At 39.0% G+C, this 16,498-nt stretch carries 16 protein-coding genes and 1 riboswitch; of the genes, 12 read left to right on the forward strand and 4 right to left on the reverse strand.

Going from position 1 to position 16,498, the window contains the following annotated elements; genetic code table 11:
• The first annotated feature begins 3 nt into the window (after window positions 1-3).
• The 3 genes from AB986_RS14415 (at window position 4) to AB986_RS14425 (ending at window position 1,564) form a co-directional block, all read left to right on the forward strand.
• Complete coding sequence (locus AB986_RS14415; RefSeq protein WP_048311863.1) at window positions 4-354, forward strand: hypothetical protein; 351 nt, start codon at window positions 4-6, stop codon at window positions 352-354.
• A gap of 103 nt (window positions 355-457) precedes the next feature.
• On the forward strand, window positions 458-994 hold the full coding sequence (locus AB986_RS14420) for a GNAT family N-acetyltransferase (RefSeq protein WP_048312902.1): 537 nt from the start codon (window positions 458-460) through the stop codon (window positions 992-994).
• Window positions 995-1,123: 129 nt separating this feature from the next.
• A complete protein-coding gene (locus AB986_RS14425; protein WP_048311864.1) occupies window positions 1,124-1,564 on the forward strand; it encodes an NUDIX domain-containing protein in 441 nt (146 codons plus the stop codon).
• Between the two features lie 807 nt (window positions 1,565-2,371).
• On the opposite strand, the gene AB986_RS21260 is transcribed toward AB986_RS14425, so the two are convergent.
• On the reverse strand, window positions 2,372-3,637 hold the full coding sequence (locus AB986_RS21260) for a hypothetical protein (protein WP_053216201.1): 1,266 nt from the start codon (window positions 3,635-3,637) through the stop codon (window positions 2,372-2,374).
• Window positions 3,638-3,898: 261 nt separating this feature from the next.
• The gene (locus tag AB986_RS14435; protein ID WP_048311865.1) at window positions 3,899-4,885 is read right to left on the reverse strand and encodes a class F sortase; all 987 of its coding nucleotides are present in this window, start codon (window positions 4,883-4,885) and stop codon (window positions 3,899-3,901) included.
• A gap of 213 nt (window positions 4,886-5,098) precedes the next feature.
• Here AB986_RS14435 and AB986_RS14440 point away from each other — a divergent pair, with 213 nt between their 5' ends.
• Both AB986_RS14440 and AB986_RS14445 read left to right on the forward strand, forming a co-directional pair.
• Window positions 5,099-6,025, forward strand: a complete 927-nt coding sequence (locus AB986_RS14440; RefSeq protein ID WP_048311867.1) for an ABC transporter ATP-binding protein — start codon at window positions 5,099-5,101, stop codon at window positions 6,023-6,025.
• Window position 6,026: 1 nt separating this feature from the next.
• On the forward strand, window positions 6,027-6,968 hold the full coding sequence (locus AB986_RS14445) for an ABC transporter permease subunit (protein WP_048312904.1): 942 nt from the start codon (window positions 6,027-6,029) through the stop codon (window positions 6,966-6,968).
• A gap of 11 nt (window positions 6,969-6,979) precedes the next feature.
• Here the strand turns inward: AB986_RS14445 and AB986_RS14450 are convergent, their stop codons facing one another.
• The gene (locus AB986_RS14450; RefSeq protein WP_048311869.1) at window positions 6,980-7,864 is read right to left on the reverse strand and encodes a DUF4349 domain-containing protein; all 885 of its coding nucleotides are present in this window, start codon (window positions 7,862-7,864) and stop codon (window positions 6,980-6,982) included.
• Between the two features lie 113 nt (window positions 7,865-7,977).
• Between AB986_RS14450 and AB986_RS14455 the strand changes: the two genes are divergently transcribed.
• The 4 genes from AB986_RS14455 (at window position 7,978) to AB986_RS21265 (ending at window position 12,093) form a co-directional block, all read left to right on the forward strand.
• Complete coding sequence (locus tag AB986_RS14455) at window positions 7,978-9,063, forward strand: mechanosensitive ion channel family protein (RefSeq protein WP_236690388.1); 1,086 nt, start codon at window positions 7,978-7,980, stop codon at window positions 9,061-9,063.
• 102 nt (window positions 9,064-9,165) lie between these two features.
• A complete protein-coding gene (locus tag AB986_RS14460; protein WP_048311871.1) occupies window positions 9,166-9,696 on the forward strand; it encodes a hypothetical protein in 531 nt (176 codons plus the stop codon).
• A 401-nt stretch (window positions 9,697-10,097) separates the two neighbouring features.
• Complete coding sequence (locus AB986_RS14465) at window positions 10,098-10,784, forward strand: response regulator transcription factor (protein ID WP_048311873.1); 687 nt, start codon at window positions 10,098-10,100, stop codon at window positions 10,782-10,784.
• On the forward strand, window positions 10,771-12,093 hold the full coding sequence (locus AB986_RS21265; protein ID WP_053216203.1) for a sensor histidine kinase: 1,323 nt from the start codon (window positions 10,771-10,773) through the stop codon (window positions 12,091-12,093). Before AB986_RS14465 ends, AB986_RS21265 begins: the two co-directional genes overlap by 14 nt.
• On the opposite strand, the gene AB986_RS22860 is transcribed toward AB986_RS21265, so the two are convergent.
• On the reverse strand, window positions 12,090-12,218 hold the full coding sequence (locus AB986_RS22860; RefSeq protein ID WP_269082699.1) for a hypothetical protein: 129 nt from the start codon (window positions 12,216-12,218) through the stop codon (window positions 12,090-12,092). The genes AB986_RS21265 and AB986_RS22860 overlap by 4 nt on opposite strands.
• Window positions 12,219-12,439: 221 nt before the next feature.
• Window positions 12,440-12,614: riboswitch (cobalamin riboswitch) on the forward strand.
• A gap of 132 nt (window positions 12,615-12,746) precedes the next feature.
• Here AB986_RS22860 and AB986_RS14475 point away from each other — a divergent pair.
• The 3 genes from AB986_RS14475 to AB986_RS14485 all read left to right on the forward strand — a co-directional run bounded on the left by AB986_RS14475 (window position 12,747) and on the right by AB986_RS14485 (window position 16,497).
• A complete protein-coding gene (locus AB986_RS14475; protein WP_048311875.1) occupies window positions 12,747-14,978 on the forward strand; it encodes a ribonucleoside-diphosphate reductase subunit alpha in 2,232 nt (743 codons plus the stop codon).
• A 14-nt stretch (window positions 14,979-14,992) separates the two neighbouring features.
• Window positions 14,993-16,030 (forward strand): ribonucleotide-diphosphate reductase subunit beta, encoded by a 1,038-nt coding sequence (locus AB986_RS14480; RefSeq protein WP_048311876.1) that lies wholly within the window; start codon window positions 14,993-14,995, stop codon window positions 16,028-16,030.
• Window positions 16,031-16,155: 125 nt separating this feature from the next.
• Complete coding sequence (locus AB986_RS14485) at window positions 16,156-16,497, forward strand: hypothetical protein (RefSeq protein ID WP_048311877.1); 342 nt, start codon at window positions 16,156-16,158, stop codon at window positions 16,495-16,497.
• The last annotated feature ends 1 nt before the right edge of the window (window position 16,498 follow it).

Genomic DNA, 16,498 nt, shown 5'->3' on the forward strand with positions numbered 1-16,498 from the left:
TAAATGGAAATTTACCAATTTAAAAAAGAAACAGGTAAGAAAATTACGAAATTCGATTCTGATTTTATTATGTCTCGTATTACCCAAACACAACAAGCAGCTCATATAGGTTGCATGCACTTAGATGAGAATGGGATAATCGGTTATCATCAAGCAGTAGTACCTCAGCTTCTTTTAATTGTAAACGGAGAAGGCTTGGTTAGAGGTGAATCAGATGAATTCATAAAAGTTCATTGTGGCGAAGCAGTATTTTGGGAAAAAGACGAGTGGCACGAAACCAAAACTGATACTGGACTAACCGCAATTGTAATAGAAAGTGAAGAGTTAACCACTTCATCATTAATGCCTTTATAGATATATTAGATGTTAAGCAAACTCGGAGCAATTCTGGAATATCATAGCAACATAAGTGTTGAAGAACGATCTTCAAGAATACAGGAGTGAGTTAAGAGTGCTGATGAAATTAATTCCAAGTGTGTGGGAAACAGCAAGGCTTACAATTCAAGATCTTAGTGAAAATGAAATTCATATTGTTCAAAAGTTATATGAACAAGGGAGATACATACACCAATGGGACGGCGGTAGCCTAGATTATGAATATGCTTATCGCTGTTTTACTGATGGCGACTTACCTCCCAATGGAACCAAAGACAAGTTTAAAATCCAGGTGATTAGAGTGAAGGAAACGGATACTATTGTTGGAATACTTACCACCTATCAAGGATATCCGAAGAATGAAACCTATTATATTAACTATCTATACATCGACAAGGAATATCACAAACAAGGACTAGGGAAAGAAGTAATTAGTGAATTGTTAAGTTTTTTAAGAGAGTATAAATTTGGAGAGGTCCGAGCAAGTGTAGCAATAAAAAATTGGCCAGCTATTAGATTTTGGACTGGACTTGGATTAGATACGATTAATGGATTTTATGGAGATAATGAATATAGAGCTGATCATTACGCTGACATAGAATTAATTAAGAAGTTTTAATTCCACATCTTCAATTAAATCGGAGCTTATCTGTAATAAGATGGGCTCCTTTTATCTGAAATAAAAGATTGAGTTATATGGGGTTTTTAGTAATAATTGGTATTAAGTGATGTTTAGGGGGATCGTTTTATGTTTGTAGTAAATGTAGAAGGTGCCATAGAGCGCAACGGTAAATGGCTTTTAATCTTGAGAAGTGAAAAGGAAGAACACGCTGGAGGTACTCTTACACTAGTTGGTGGAAAATGTGAACTTGAAGGCTTTTCATCTGATATTCTAGAAAGAACTTTGAAAAGAGAAATTTTTGAAGAAGTAGGCTGCGAAGTAACAGGACTTAAATACGTAAATAGTTCTTCTTTTGTTACTGATTCTGGAATCAATGTCATTGATATTGTTTTTCTATGTCACCATAAGTCAATTGAGCCTTATCCTAAAAGCAGTGATGAAGTAGATGATGTTGTTTGGATGACTACTTCAGAAATTCTTGCTAATACAGAGTTGCCGGAATATTTAAAGGTTAACATCAAACTGTCAGAGAAAATACTACAGGATAATTCCTACACTAAATTTTAGTAGTAGATATTCATTTATCTCCGAGCAATTCTGCAATTTCATAGTAGCGTAAATGTTTAAGAACTTGCTTCAACAATCAGTCGTTATTCCGCACTAAGGAATGACGTCTTTTCTTTCAAGAATAGGTTTAAATAATTTCAATTACCCAATAAGGAAGTTTTCTGGAATAAAGGAGTGAATATACTTCTTTTTCCATTATTCAAGATTTCTAGTGGAGTGATCAGATGAAGGGTTTAAAATACATTATTCTCACTGTATTAAGGATGGTTGGTAAGTTTGTTAGTTGATGGAGAAGTGGTTATTGTCATTGGAATTATATGTTACATAGCTGTGAGGATAATTTTCGCATTAAAACTTAAATACAAAAAGTCTTTTAAATGGTAGAAAGAATTAATAAGAATGCTGGCTGTAATATACATATTTATGGTTATTTCAGTAACGCTGTTCCCAGTGGTATTAGGTGATAACACGTACGGAATAAATTCTTTTAGGTCTTTAAATTACACTCCTCTTACCTCTATATGGAGAGATATTGAACAAATAGGAACAGCAATTGCATCTTCTGTTATTAGGCTACAAGTAAGTGGCGTGAAAAATTGAAGTTTACCTATTAAGTGTTCATTAATTTGGCTGATTTTTAAAAACCATACAAGTACAATAAGAATCGTTGCTACGATATATAAATGCCCCACAAATTATCTTGCAATTTGTGGGGCATTTTCTATTACCTTCGACATATTGTACTCCACATTTGAACTACTTAGCTAAATACAAGATGTCTTTATGAGAATAGAACCATTGGTAGTTCTATGGAGTAGAAGAACAATCTCCGATAAAGGTCTCAGGTGTTACATCATCCATGAATGTGGTTGAGAATGTGTTGCTTCCGCCATCAGTAGCCATAACGGTCCAGGTTGCGGTTGGTCCTGAGATCATCAGATCGATTTTGACCATGAATGTGGTGTTAGGTGGATACACATTTCCAGCAGCTTTAGCTGTTCCTTCAATAGTAGTTTGGGTACCATTCGTACAGCTGAGGGAGGTACGTCTTCCCATTACAAAGTTTATTGTCGTGCCTTGTCTGCTGAAAGCAACTTGGAAATTATCCACTGCAGGATTACACATTGTTGCAGCTGTGAAACATTCTACAGCTGATATGTTAATTTGTCCCTCTATAGTAGATGGTCCATCACTAGTGGTGATCATGGCTGTAGTGTCAGAATCCTGTGTTCCAATTCTAACTTTACAAGGACATTCTTCACCTGGGCACGAGACCGTGCTATCTTCAGAAGTTGTGGCTTCGACAGCATTTACAATGGTTACTGCTGTAATGGTAACTGCTGTAGGGTCAGTTCCAGCTGGCACCATTGCTGTCGTTGTAAAATTCCCACTAGCATCAGTTGTGGCTGGATTAGGAAGAAACGTGACAATGTCAGGATTACTACTAAAGTTCACCATTGCATTTTCTACTGGATCACCATCACATGTGACCGTTCCAGTAAGCTCTGCTTGGCATTCTATCGCAGTTGGAATTGTAAGCGTAATGTTTGGATTTCTACAAGGTTCTGGTGGACAATCAATTACTGTTGTTTTCGTATCGGAAGCGACTTGTCCTTGAACAGTCGTTGTGGCAGTAATCGTCGCATTTTGTGAATTAGTATCAGGGTCGACCATTACAAGTGCCATGAATGTTCCAAACTCGTCAGTAGTAGTGGGATTCGGATCAAATGATACATTCCCAGAGTTACTGCTCAATATAACTTGAGCGTTAGCGACTAACTCGCCCCCACAACTTACGCATCCGCTAATCATACCACTACAAGATATTTCTTCAGGAACAAATAAGGTAACCATTGGTGTACAAGGTGGTGGCTCTGGGAATGTGATAGAACAAATACATTTACAATCTAGTACGATTGGTGCACCAGAATCTAACGTACCGAATACACAATTCTTATGAATCCTCTCAAACGTAAAGGTCATCATACTTGAAGAGCCTTTGACCATTATGGAAACTAAAGTTCCAGGTGGTAAGTCTTCAAATTTACTACAAATACCTTTTCCCTTTTTCATCTATTCACTTCCTTCATAATAAGTTCATTTATTGTTACTTTATGTCAGATTGTCCTAATGTGACAGTGAATCTTCCACCCATATATTAATTGCGTATCTAGAACTATTGGTAGACAAAAACAGACCCGCAAATCTAGCTTCGATTTGCGGGTCTGTTTCTATTAGGCTCTTTTCTAAAAGATTGTTGTTTTTCAAAGATTTTTCGATAGAGAACGCCATATCATGCAATGTGTGTAAATGCCTTCTATTAAATTAACGATTTCATTGTTTCTCAGAAATGTATTTCTTAGAAGGAGCAGACTCATTTCCGAAAATATCAACGGCTGTTACATAGTAAGAAGAAGTAGATGCATTTTCGTCTGTATAGCTTTTTCGTTCAATACTTGAAATGCTTTCAACTTGCTTATATGATCCGTTTTGATCAGCTTTATAGATACGGTAACCGACTACGTTTTCATCACGAACAGCATGCCATGATAAGAAATTACCACTAGCATTCACGTTTGTTGGAGCATCTGGCACTTCGTTTGGATTCACTTTCTCTTCTTTCTCTTGTACATCTTCTTTAAGAACAGTTGATACAACAAGTCGATCTTCGTGTGTACCTTCCGAACGATTGAATGTTCCTGTACATGTGATGAGATTTAAGCTTCGTGAATCTGTTGGTCCAAAGATTTTCTCAATAGGTGAGTTCTGATAAGGATAGCTTTCTTTTCCAGTTACGACAAAAGTAAGTTTTTCTCCATCTTTGCCCGTTAGAATGATTTCATCGCCTTTTGAGAGTTTGTCTAGATTGAAGAAGATAGCAGGTCCTTCCTTACTATCGACGTGCCCAGCAAGAACAGAGTTTCCTTTTGTACCTGGTTTGAATCCAGGTTCAAACCAACCCACTTCACTAATGTCTTCAGGAACGCCCATTTGTCCATTGTCTAGAATCCCTACGTTCTCAATATTTGCACTTACATCAATGGCTGGGATTTCTACTTTCACAGGATTGATGCCTTCTTGCGTATTTTGAACTTTCTTAGCTTGTTCGATTTTCTCTTTCTGAGAATCTAAAAGAAGAAATTCATCTGACAATACGTCAGGCTTTTCTACCTCCTCCACGTTAACCTCAGAAGTCTGTGCCTCTTTCACTACTTCATTCATCGCTTCCTCGACTTGTTCTGTATTGGCATAATTATTGTTGTAACCTGCGAGTACAAGCCAGATAATCACACCAATAATCAGTAACATGAACTTCTTCATGATCTTCACCTCTTTTAATCTATTCATCTCATTATCTTCATCATAATCATAGTAAGCTAACGAAATTAAAGGGGGAATGGATCACTTTCTATACAATTTTCTTTATTGAAATTTTATAAAAATGGAAGATATTGAAACTAATTATAAATAAGATCGTATTAGATTAGTGGAGTGGATGAAAAGAGTCTACCAAACTGAGGAAGGAGTGTGACGATGTCAGTAGAACCAATTGTGTCAATACGTGACTTAACAAAAGTAATTGGCAAGAAAACGATTATCGATCATTTGTCATTCGATGTTTATCCAGGAGAAGTATTCGGCTTTCTTGGGCCGAATGGGGCGGGTAAGACGACGACAATTCGAATGATGGTCGGTTTAATGGACATGACCGAGGGAGAAGTGTTGATCGACGGGAGTAGTATCAAAACAAATTTCGAGGATGCGATTGTGAAAGTTGGAGCAATTGTAGAGAATCCTGAAATGTACAAATTCCTTACAGGTTATCAAAATCTCGTTCATTATTCTCGAATGATGAAGGGGATAACGAAAGAGCGAATTCAAGAGGTTATTAAACTCGTTGGACTGGAAGGACGCATTAAAGAAAAGGTAAAGGGCTACTCGCTTGGAATGAGACAACGTCTTGGACTTGCACAGGCACTTCTTCATCGACCAAAGCTTCTTATTCTCGATGAACCAACAAATGGTCTGGATCCTGCCGGAATTCGTGAGATCAGACAGTATTTACGTACTCTTGCAAGAGAGGAGAATGTGGCCGTCATCGTTTCCAGTCATTTGCTTTCTGAAATTGAGTTAATGTGCGATCGCATTGGTATTATTCAGAAAGGAAAGATTGTTGATGTGCAGCGAGTGAATGACTTCATTCAAAATGATACAGCTATAATGGTAGCATTTGAAATTGATCCTCTTGAGTCTGCTGTAAAGGCAATAAAAGAGGCATTCCCAACGCATGAAATTGATCCTTCTGATCGAAAGTTGATCATGAAAATGGAGCACGAAATGATACCTGAAGTGACTGCGTTGCTAGTTGAGAAAGGGATTCGGATCTATAGCATTCAGTCTTCAGTCAAGACGTTGGAAGACGTCTTCCTTGAAGTAACAGGGGGTGAACAAGTTGTCTAGTATGATCAATCTTATTCAAAATGAAAACATGAAAATTTATCGTCGAGTGGGTACTTGGGTGATGATTGCCCTTGTTGTTGTAGCTGTATTAACAGCAGGGATTTTCACAAGTTTAAACAGTAGTGATGAATCAGCCGATTGGCGAACAAATGCTCAAAATGCGATACAAGATTCTGAGCAAACGTTAAATGATTCTGAAGGGATGCCTAAAGCATATAAAGATAGCCTGGAGCGCACGATTGCACTAAATGAGTACAGATTAAAAGAGAATATTCCACCTCTCGAGAGAGGGTCTTTATGGAATTTCATGAGTAACTCAACAGAGATTGTAACTTTCATATCCATCTTTACCATTATCATTGGTGCAGGCATTATCGCGAGTGAATACTCTTGGGGTACGATTAAGCTACTCCTCATTCGACCTGCATCACGAACCAAAATATTAGCTTCAAAATTTATTGCAACACTATTGTTTGCACTGCTCTCTCTTGTAGTCCTTTACATATCTTCGTTCCTCATTGGAGGATTGCTTCTCGGGTTTGAATCAATTGATCAACCTTATTTGACTTATTCGAATGGAGAAGTAACAGAAGCAAGTATGGCTTTGCACTTTGTTATAGAATATGCACTTGCAAGTGTTAATCTTCTGATGATGGTGACATTCGCCTTTATGCTGTCGAGCATATTTAGAAGCTCTTCCCTTGCGATTGGACTTGCGATTTTCTTAATGTTTTCAGGAAGTCAGTTAACCTACATTCTGAGCCAATACGACTGGGTGAAATATATCCTGTTTGCTAATACTGATTTGAGTGTCTATTTCGATGGCTCTCCAATTGTAGATAGCATGACGTTAGGATTCTCTGTCGTGATGCTCTTTGTTTACTTAATTGTATTTCTCCTATTATCTTGGCTATTGTTTACGAAGCGAGACGTGGCCGCATAGCGAAAAGTCGATCAGAGATTCTGATCGACTTTTTTCGTTTTCTTACGATAGCGGATATAGAAGAAAAGACTTACTGCAAGAAGAGGTAGGAAGATTGGGGAAAGACCGATCAAGAATACGATTGATTTTGAGCCAAAAGATAATAATCCATTTGCAGTTGTCATGAAAAGCTTTTTCGCTTCGGTAAACGTACTAAATTCATTCTCTGCAAAAGTGGGTACGGTGATTTTCTCTTGTTCGAGTGAGAGAGTAACAGTAGAAAATTCACTTTGATTATCTAAATAGTTAATCTGTCCCTTCAATTGCTCGATTTCTTCCTGTATACGCGATAGATCATTTGAAATGGAAAGAAGATCTTCGGTTTTCGTTGCGTCATCAAGGAATCCCTGAAGTCTCTTCATAACGGCTTCTTTCGCTTTGAGTCTCGAGTTAAGGTCGATGTATTGCTCGGTCACATCAGCTCCAGTAATGGACTTTTGTGATACGCCTTTACCAATCGATTCAGCTTGATCTAGAAATGCATAGAACTGACCTTGTGGAATGCGCACTGTCATAGATCCTAGCACTGACTCCCCTTCGGTATATGTGCTCTCTTCTACAACATAGCCTTTATAAGAAGTAGTGAGCTCGTTTAGTTTATCCGTTGCTTGAGGTAAATCTTCCACAGTTAAGGAAAGATTTGCGTTAAATACAACCTTACGTTCAGCTTGCAAAGGCGAGAGTTGCGAGCTTTCACTGCCTTGCAATTGACTGTCTTCATTAGGTGCTTCTTCTATTTTACTAGCACTATGATCAGACCCTGCCATATCTGCACTTTCTGAAGAATGCTCATCTGTTGAACTACATCCTGTTAATAGTAGAAATATCATACTGAAACAGAGAATCCATCTTCCCATGATTTCGCCCCCCTGGCTTCTTTTCGTATTTAGACGACATTGATTGTAAAAGGGTTACACAAAAAATGGTATGATGAAAGATAACTGAATTCACCAAAAAGGAGTTGCAGGTCTTGGTCACTTTAATCGATAACAGGATGATCAGAGATATTCTAATTACCTTAGCCGTAATGGCTGTTCTCTTTTTTATTAGATTCCTAATTAAACTATGGCTTAAAAGAAGAGATAGGGAAGATCAATATCCGAATGGAATTCGACCAGCCGTTTTGTCTTTTATTAATTGGACAACCGTCTATGCAATCCTTCTCTTTGTGTTATTTTATTTCTCAGATACAAGGTGGATGTTTAGTAAACTGTTTGCAATTGGGAGTGTTGAGATCTCGCTCTTTCTTATATTAATTGCACTGTTTATTATCACACTAGCTAATAGACTATCGAAAATAATCACTTCCTTTCTAATGCCGCCTCTCTATGATCGATACAGCCTTGATACAGGCTTGCAATTTACTTTCAATCGTATCTTTCATTACACATTGATGGTCGTGGCAGTTGTAATTAGTTTAACGACGGTCGGTCTTGATCTTAGTGCATTAACTGTGTTTGCTGGTGTACTTGGAGTGGGTATCGGTTTTGGGATGCAGAATATCGCGAATAATTTTATATCCGGCTTAATTATTTTATTTGAAAGGCCAATAAAAGTAGGCGATCGTGTCATCATCAATGATGTAATTGGCGATGTAGAGAAAATTAATATGCGTGCAACGATCATCAGGACGCTTGATAACGAACGTATCATCATGCCGAACTCCTATTTTATTGAAGAACAGGTTGTGAATCATTCATATGGCGATTCAAGACTAAGGCTAGTCGTTCCAATTGGCGTTGCCTATGGTTCTGATGTCGAACTCGTTCGTACCCTACTCTTGCAAGTTGCAGAGGAAGAGAAGGAACAATCAATGTATGTTCTGAACACACCAAAACCAATTGTTAATTTTCTTGGCTTTGGAGATTCGTCACTTGATTTCCAACTTTTCATTTGGATTTCCACACCGAAAGCAGCAGTTGAAACAAAGAGTAACCTGAACTTCCGCTTGAACCGTATTCTAGAAGACAATGGCGTTGAAATTCCATTCCCTCAACGAGATTTACATGTCCGGAGTCTCGATGACCGTATTATTCAAAAGTTAAAAGACAAGTAATTGTAACTCACATCCTTTTCACATACTTCTTACAAATTTCTTCGTAGATTGTTGTCCATAATAAAGAATGTAAGAAAGACCTACGAAGGGAGATTGAAGGATATGAATAATTGGATGATTGGAACGTTTGCATCGATCGTATTAGCTGGAGGGATTGCGGGAGCGAATGTATATGCTGCAGATGACAGTTCAGCCGAGAGTCAGAAACCAGCTGTGGAGCAAAGTCAGGGTCAAGAAGTTAAAGGTCATCATGGTAAGAGAGGACACTTCAAAGAGAATTCTGAACACCGTGAAGCGATTATGGAAACATACACCAAACAGAATCAACTAATCGATCTACTACTAGATCAAGATGCATCAAGCATTGAGGGAGTTGATGAGCTTCAACAGGAGCTAGCGGATATTAACAGTCAGCTAACGACCCTTCATGAAGAAGCGCAGGCAGCTCGAGATGAGAGAAAAGCGCAAATGCAAGAATCGAAAGACAGCGGAGAACGCCCGCAGTTAACAGATGAAGAGAAAGCAGCCCATGAGGCGGAACGTGCCCAAATGGAAGAAAAGAGAGCAGAGGCATACGAGCTCGTACAAAAGAAAAATGAAGTAATGGATGAGTTAATAAAGAAACTTAGCTAACGAGAGGAAGAGGTAGGGGTGCGCCTATCTCTTTTTTTATGTTGTTTTCGTAGAGTTTATGCTATTAGAGTGGTTTTTCAATCTTATTGAAAGAGTTCTTTCATAGACTTTTGTTGTAAAGAAACCACACATCAAAGTTGATTGGAGCGGAAGGATGCTCGACTCCTGCGGGACTAGCGGGACAGGTGAGACCCCACAGGAGCGTAAGCGACGAGGAGGCTTACCGCCCGCCCCGCGGAAAGCGAGCATCCTGGAGCGGAAATCAACCACTACATTCAAAAATCCTTTTTAATTGAAAGTCCTTGGATAGAGTAGGACATTCTTACGAAGGATTTACGGACTATTCGAGGTAAGATAAACTATGAAAAAAGGTTCTCACATGAGAAACGGAGTTGAATAAGGTGCCTCATATTTTTGTTATAGATGATGAACAGAATATACGTGATATTTTAGAAAAGTACCTTAGAAAGGAAGGCCATGCAGTATCAACGTTCACTGATGGTGCTGAAGTTCTTAAGGCATTAGAAACGATCGAACCGGATTTATTAGTGTTAGATATTATGATGCCGAAAGTAGATGGACTGGAGTTAATGAGACAGCTTAGAAAGCATTCGACTGTACCAGTAATTGTTGTGTCTGCTCGAGACGAAGAGCTTGATCGGATTCTTGGGCTCGAACTCGGTGCTGATGATTATTTAACAAAACCGTTTAGCCCAAGAGAGCTTGTCGTACGAATTAAGAACCTGTTTAAACGTGTAAATGGAACAGGTCAGCAGGCATTATCTGACGGTTGGAAAGTTGGGAACGTTCAGTTGCTTAAACAAAAGCGACAGGTCCTTGTTGAAGATCAAGAATTAGTTCTAACTCCAAAAGAGTACGATGTGCTTTCATATCTTATTCAATATCCAGGTCAACCTTTTACAAGAGAGACGTTAATTGAGGTGTTATGGGGATATCAGTACGCAGGCGACGGAAGAATAATAGATGATCTCGTCAAACGCCTCCGAAAGAAGATGGCAGAAGCTAACTCAGTAGTTAAGATTATAACGGTTTGGGGGTATGGTTATAAACTGGATGAAGAAATTTAATATTGGTACGAAATTATTTCTAAGCTATCTTGTTCTCATAGCCGTTATTCTTCTGATTACAACCGTTTCATTTCGGTACCTTTTTCAAGAGTACCTTATTAGGGAAGCAGGAGATCAACTACAAAAAGAAGGTCTACAAATCAGTGAGATGTTAGAAGATAAACGGTGGAATGGGGAAAGATCTCCGCAAAATTGGCTAGATCGAAGACGAATTGATTTAGCAGGTAACCTAATCTCGTCCCAATTTATCATTTATAACCGCGATGATGATGTTATTTATTCTAACGTGGAGGAAGAAGTTCAAACAGAATATCAAGAAAACAAAGGAAAGTCTTTTGTCATAGAGCAAGTTGCGATTAATCGATCAGGTGAACAAATTGGTAGCGTTGTGCTTTTTACAAAGGTTGAGAGTCTTGTTGGATTTAATCAAATTATTCAGCAATCACAAACCATTAGTTTAATTGCTTCTGCAGCTGTTGCTGTTATTCTCGCAGCCTTCATGCAAAGGGGACTAACAAGACCAATTCGGTTACTCGCTGAGCACATGCGACAGTTCTCGATGAAGAAAAGACAACAACCATTAACACTTCAAACAAATGATGAAATTAATGAGCTGGCTGAGACATTCCAGGGCTTGACTGAGCAATTATATAAATATGATTTAGATCAAAAAGAATTTCTTCAAAATGCGTCACACGAATTAAAGACGCCACTGATGGCCATTCAAGGAAATGCAGAAGGGATGTTGGATGAAGTAATCGTTGGGGAAGATATCGATGCTAGTCTTGAAATCATTGTGAAAGAAACGCAGCGATTAAAGAAAATAGTCCAAGATCTCTCCTATTTAACTCGGCTTGAAACGGTGGAAGAAGCATTTGAGTATGAACAAATCGATGTGAATAAAGTAATCCATGATGCTTTAACATCCGTTAGAGCTCTCGCAGATAAGCGCGATATAACGATTATCGATACTTATGAAAAGTCTTTTTTCGTAACGGTGGATGCTGATAAAATGACGCAAGCATTAATCAATCTACTAGGTAATGCTCTTCGATTTGCTACAACGATGATCGAAGTACATGTCTATCAACAGAAAGAATTTGTTACTATTGAAGTTCAAGACGATGGAGCAGGTTTTGGCGATGTTGCTGATCGTGTTTTCGACCGTTTTTTTACAGGCGATCAAAAAGGCTCAGGAATCGGACTTTCTATTACAAAGACTATAGTAGAAAAGCATGGAGGTAATATTCTTGCATGTGACAGTGACGTAGGGGCAAAGGTTGTCATCTCTCTACCCTACTCTAACTAGTCTTTATGCTGGGTTAATTTCTGAAGAATATCTTTACTTTCTTCTTCACTCAGCAATCCAATTTTTTGACAGAGCTGTGTGTAGCCAGCTAGTTTTTTAAAGCAGGAATCAAGTGGTTTCTTCACAGGGCCCATCCTCCTTTTTCCTTAGGGAAACTTTTTTTAGTACCAACAATATATGCAGGTGGAAGGGTAAAGTGATAGGTTCTAGTCCTGATCATAGAATTTATTTTGTATTCATGCAAAAATATACCTTGTATGAAACATTCCATTGATGTAAGATGAGTGTATCAATATTTAGTGTTATTTTTGGATTAAAACTACTATATATGGGTAAAAGATCATAATAAGCGAATTGAATATGCGGTGTCGTATGACGACTTAATAGGGAATCCGGTCTAATCCGGAGCTGTCCCCGCAACTGTCGTGTGGACGAGGCAAGAAGCCACTGGAGATTTCTCCGGGAAGGCTTGCCGAGGAAGAAGCACAAGCCAGTAGACCTGCCGTGTATTCAAGAACGTTTCTATTCTTCGGGGATTGAGGATGAGAAATGGCAGACGGAATGGGATTTTTCTGCATTCTTAACTTGTCATTTACTCTTAGCTCACTCTTCCGGGGTGAGCTTTTTAATTTGGTTTAAAAGGAGAGAATGATATGAGTACAATCGTAGAATTCACAAAGGAAGATCTGCTGAATGAAGCGAAGACCCTTATTGAAGGATACCCAAAGCTTACGAGTGAAAGCTTTATTGAGAAAACAATGGCGAGTGTGACAGAACAATCAGAGCAAGAGGATATCACAAACATTCTCATACTAAATGCTCTCGAACGGATCACTACAGAAGAACCCGACTGGACTTACGTTGCAGCAGCTTTTCATCTCCAGTCTCTCTACCGTTCTGCACTAACAAACCGCCGTGATTCCAAGGTTTATGGAAAAGGAAGTTTCTACAGACTGTTACAAAAACTAACAGAAGAAGGCATCTACTCAAAGGAGCTTCTTCAGTCTTATTCCCAAAAAGAAATAGATCAGGCAGCATCATTAATCGTTCCTTCAAGAGACCGTCTTTTTACATATATCGGATTGCGAACGCTAGCTGATCGCTATCTTGCAACAGATCATCATAAGAATAGTTACGAACTTCCTCAAGAACGATTTCTTGTTATTGCACTATCACTCATGATGAATGAACCAAAAGACAAACGTGGAGATCTCATCGCGGAAGCTTATTGGGCACTATCTAACTTATATATGACGGTGGCTACGCCAACCCTCTCTAATGCTGGGAAAAGTTATGGTCAGCTTAGTTCATGTTTCATAGATACCGTTGATGATAGTTTGCGAGGAATCTATGACAGCAATACGGATGTAGCAACTGTTTCGAAAAATGGTGGAGGAATTGGTGCTTATCTTGGAAAAATTCGTTCGCGCGGAAGTGATATAAAAGGATTTAAAGGGAATTCGTCAGGCGTCTTGCCATGGATGAAACAGTTGAATAACACTGCCGTAAGCGTTGATCAATTGGGGCAGCGTCAGGGCGCTGTTGCAGTTTATCTTGATGTCTGGCATAAAGACGTTTTCGAATTTCTGGATGCTAAGCTGAATAACGGTGACGAGCGTATGAGAACGCATGATCTTTTCACAGGTCTTTGTATACCTGATGTGTTTATGGAAGCTGTTGAGAAACGTGGAGAATGGCATTTATTTGATCCACATGAAGTACGTCAGGTGATGGGCTTCTCACTTGAAGATGTGTATGACAAGGAGAAGGGGGCAGGAGAGTTTCGCATGAAATATTCGCAGTGCGTGAACCACCCTGAACTTTCAAGGAAAACTGTTCCTGCGATTGAAATTATGAAGCGCGTGATGAAGTCTCAATTGGAAACAGGAACGCCGTATATGTTCTACCGTGATACCGTCAACCGTGCTAATCCAAATAAACACGTTGGGATGATCTATGCGTCAAATCTTTGTACAGAAATTATGCAAAACATGAGTGCCACCACCGTGGAAGAAGAGATTACGAAAGACGGTAAAATTATCATTACGAAAACACCTGGTGACTATGTTGTTTGTAACCTATCAAGCATTAATCTGGGCCGCGCAGTTACAGCGAATGTGCTTGAAAGATTAATACCAATTCAAGTGAGGATGCTAGATAACGTGATTGATATCAATTCGATTGAAGTGCCTCAAGCGCAGTTAACGAATGAGAAATATAGAAGCATCGGTCTCGGTACCTTTGGCTGGCATCACCTGCTTGCGAAAAAAGGAATTGTTTGGGAAAGTCATGAAGCGACAGCCTACGCAGATGAATTGTATGAAATGATTAATTACCTCACCATTAAGGCGAGCAATGAGCTTGCTATAGAGAAAGGAAGTTATTCTCTCTTTGAAGGGTCTGACTGGCAAAGTGGAGAGTACTTTACGCAACGGGGTTATCATAGTGAGAAATGGTGCTCACTTCAGAAGAAGGTTCAAGCGAATGGTGTTAGAAACGCCTATCTTCTAGCAGTTGCACCTAATAGTTCAACGAGTTTAATAGCTGGATCAACAGCATCTATAGATCCGATATTCCAGAAAGAATATTCAGAGGAAAAGAAGAATTATAAAATTCCAGTTACGGCGCCTGACCTTTCCAAAGAAACGACCTGGTTCTATAAATCAGCCTACCACATTGATCAGCTTTGGAGTATTGATCAAAATTCGGCAAGACAGCGTCATGTTGATCAATCAATTTCGTTCAATATCTATGTACAAAGCACGGTTAAGGCAAAAGACTTGTTGAATATTCATATGACAGCATGGAGAAAAGGGTTGAAAACAACGTATTACACAAGAAGTACTTCAGTCGACATTGATGACTGTGAAAGCTGCGCAAGCTAAAGGAGGAAATCGGAATGGCGAGGATACAGAAAAGAAAACTCTATGATGTGTCTGCACCGAATAGTTCAACAGGGATCATTAATGGTGAGAGCTCAAACGTACTAAATTGGGATGATGTTCGTTTTAGCTGGGCATATCCTATGTATAAAAATATGTTGGGGAACTTCTGGACACCATTTGAAATCAATATGTCCAATGATGTGAAGCAATGGGAAGCGTTAAGTGATGATGAACAAGATACGTTCAAAAAAATTATAGGACTTCTTGCTTTCCTAGACTCCATCCAAACGGATTATTCGAGTAAAGTAGCGGATTATTTAACAGATTCAAGTCTTTCTGCGCTCATGCAGGTGCTTTCGTTCCAGGAAGTTGTGCACAACCAGTCGTATAGCTATGTGCTTTCGTCCATCGTCAATAAACATGAGCAGGATCAAATTTTTGAATACTGGAAGCATGATGAAGTGCTATTAGAACGAAACCAATTTATCGCTTCTGGGTATGAAGCATTTGTGCAGAACCCATCACCACAGACCTTTTTTGAATCAATAGTCTATGACATTATTCTTGAAGGACTATTCTTTTACGCTGGTTTTGCATTCTTTTATAACCTTGCTCGGAATCAAAAAATGGTGTCTACATCAACAATGATTAACTACATCAACCGGGATGAGCAGCTTCACGTTACATTGTTTGTTAACATTGTGAAGGAATTATTCAATGAACATCCTGAGCTAGATACAAAAGCAAATCATGATTTCATCACTAACACATTTCGTGAAGCAGCGGAGCTTGAAATAAAGTGGGGGGAATACATCATTGGGAATCGTTTTCCTGGTATTACGATGAGTGAGCTGAGCGATTATATTAAGTTTATGGCCAATACGCGTGTGAACCAGCTCGGAATCGAGCGTCCCTTCGAAGGATACCGAGAAAATCCGATGAGATGGATTAAAGCTTATGCCGATGTGAACGCAGGTAAAAGTGATTTCTTTGAACAGAAGTCCCGTCAGTATACGAAGGTTTCTGATGATAATGGGTTTGATGATTTATAGGGTTGAAAAGGGAGGGATCCACGGATTCCTTCTTTTTGTTTTGCCAAAAATCAGGCACAATCCAGTAGGCGACCAAATAAATTAATAAAGAACTTCATCATATTTGTGAGAAGGGAGAATATTGGTTGCAAAATAATTACAATCATCAACCTCATCAACGTATTACTTTTAATGGTGAATCTATTCCAAGCGGTTGGAATGTTCCACAACAACAGTGGGTTGGTCCAGGTAGTCTACCTCCAGGTTACAATGGAGGAACTTGGCCACAACCATATCCACAGCCTTACCCGCATCAACAGCCATGGCTTGGACCTGGTGGATTGCCGCCTGCGCAGACACATAATCTTTATAGACAATGTCTGAACAACTGCTATCAGAATTATGCACAAAATGATCAAATGTACCAAGCTTGTGTCTATCAATGTATGAGACAATACGGGTATCGTGATGGAGGATGCTATCCCTAAC

Origin of the sequence: Guptibacillus hwajinpoensis, assembly GCF_001039475.1 — a bacterium.
Classification (GTDB): Bacteria; Bacillota; Bacilli; order Bacillales; family Guptibacillaceae; genus Guptibacillus; species Guptibacillus hwajinpoensis.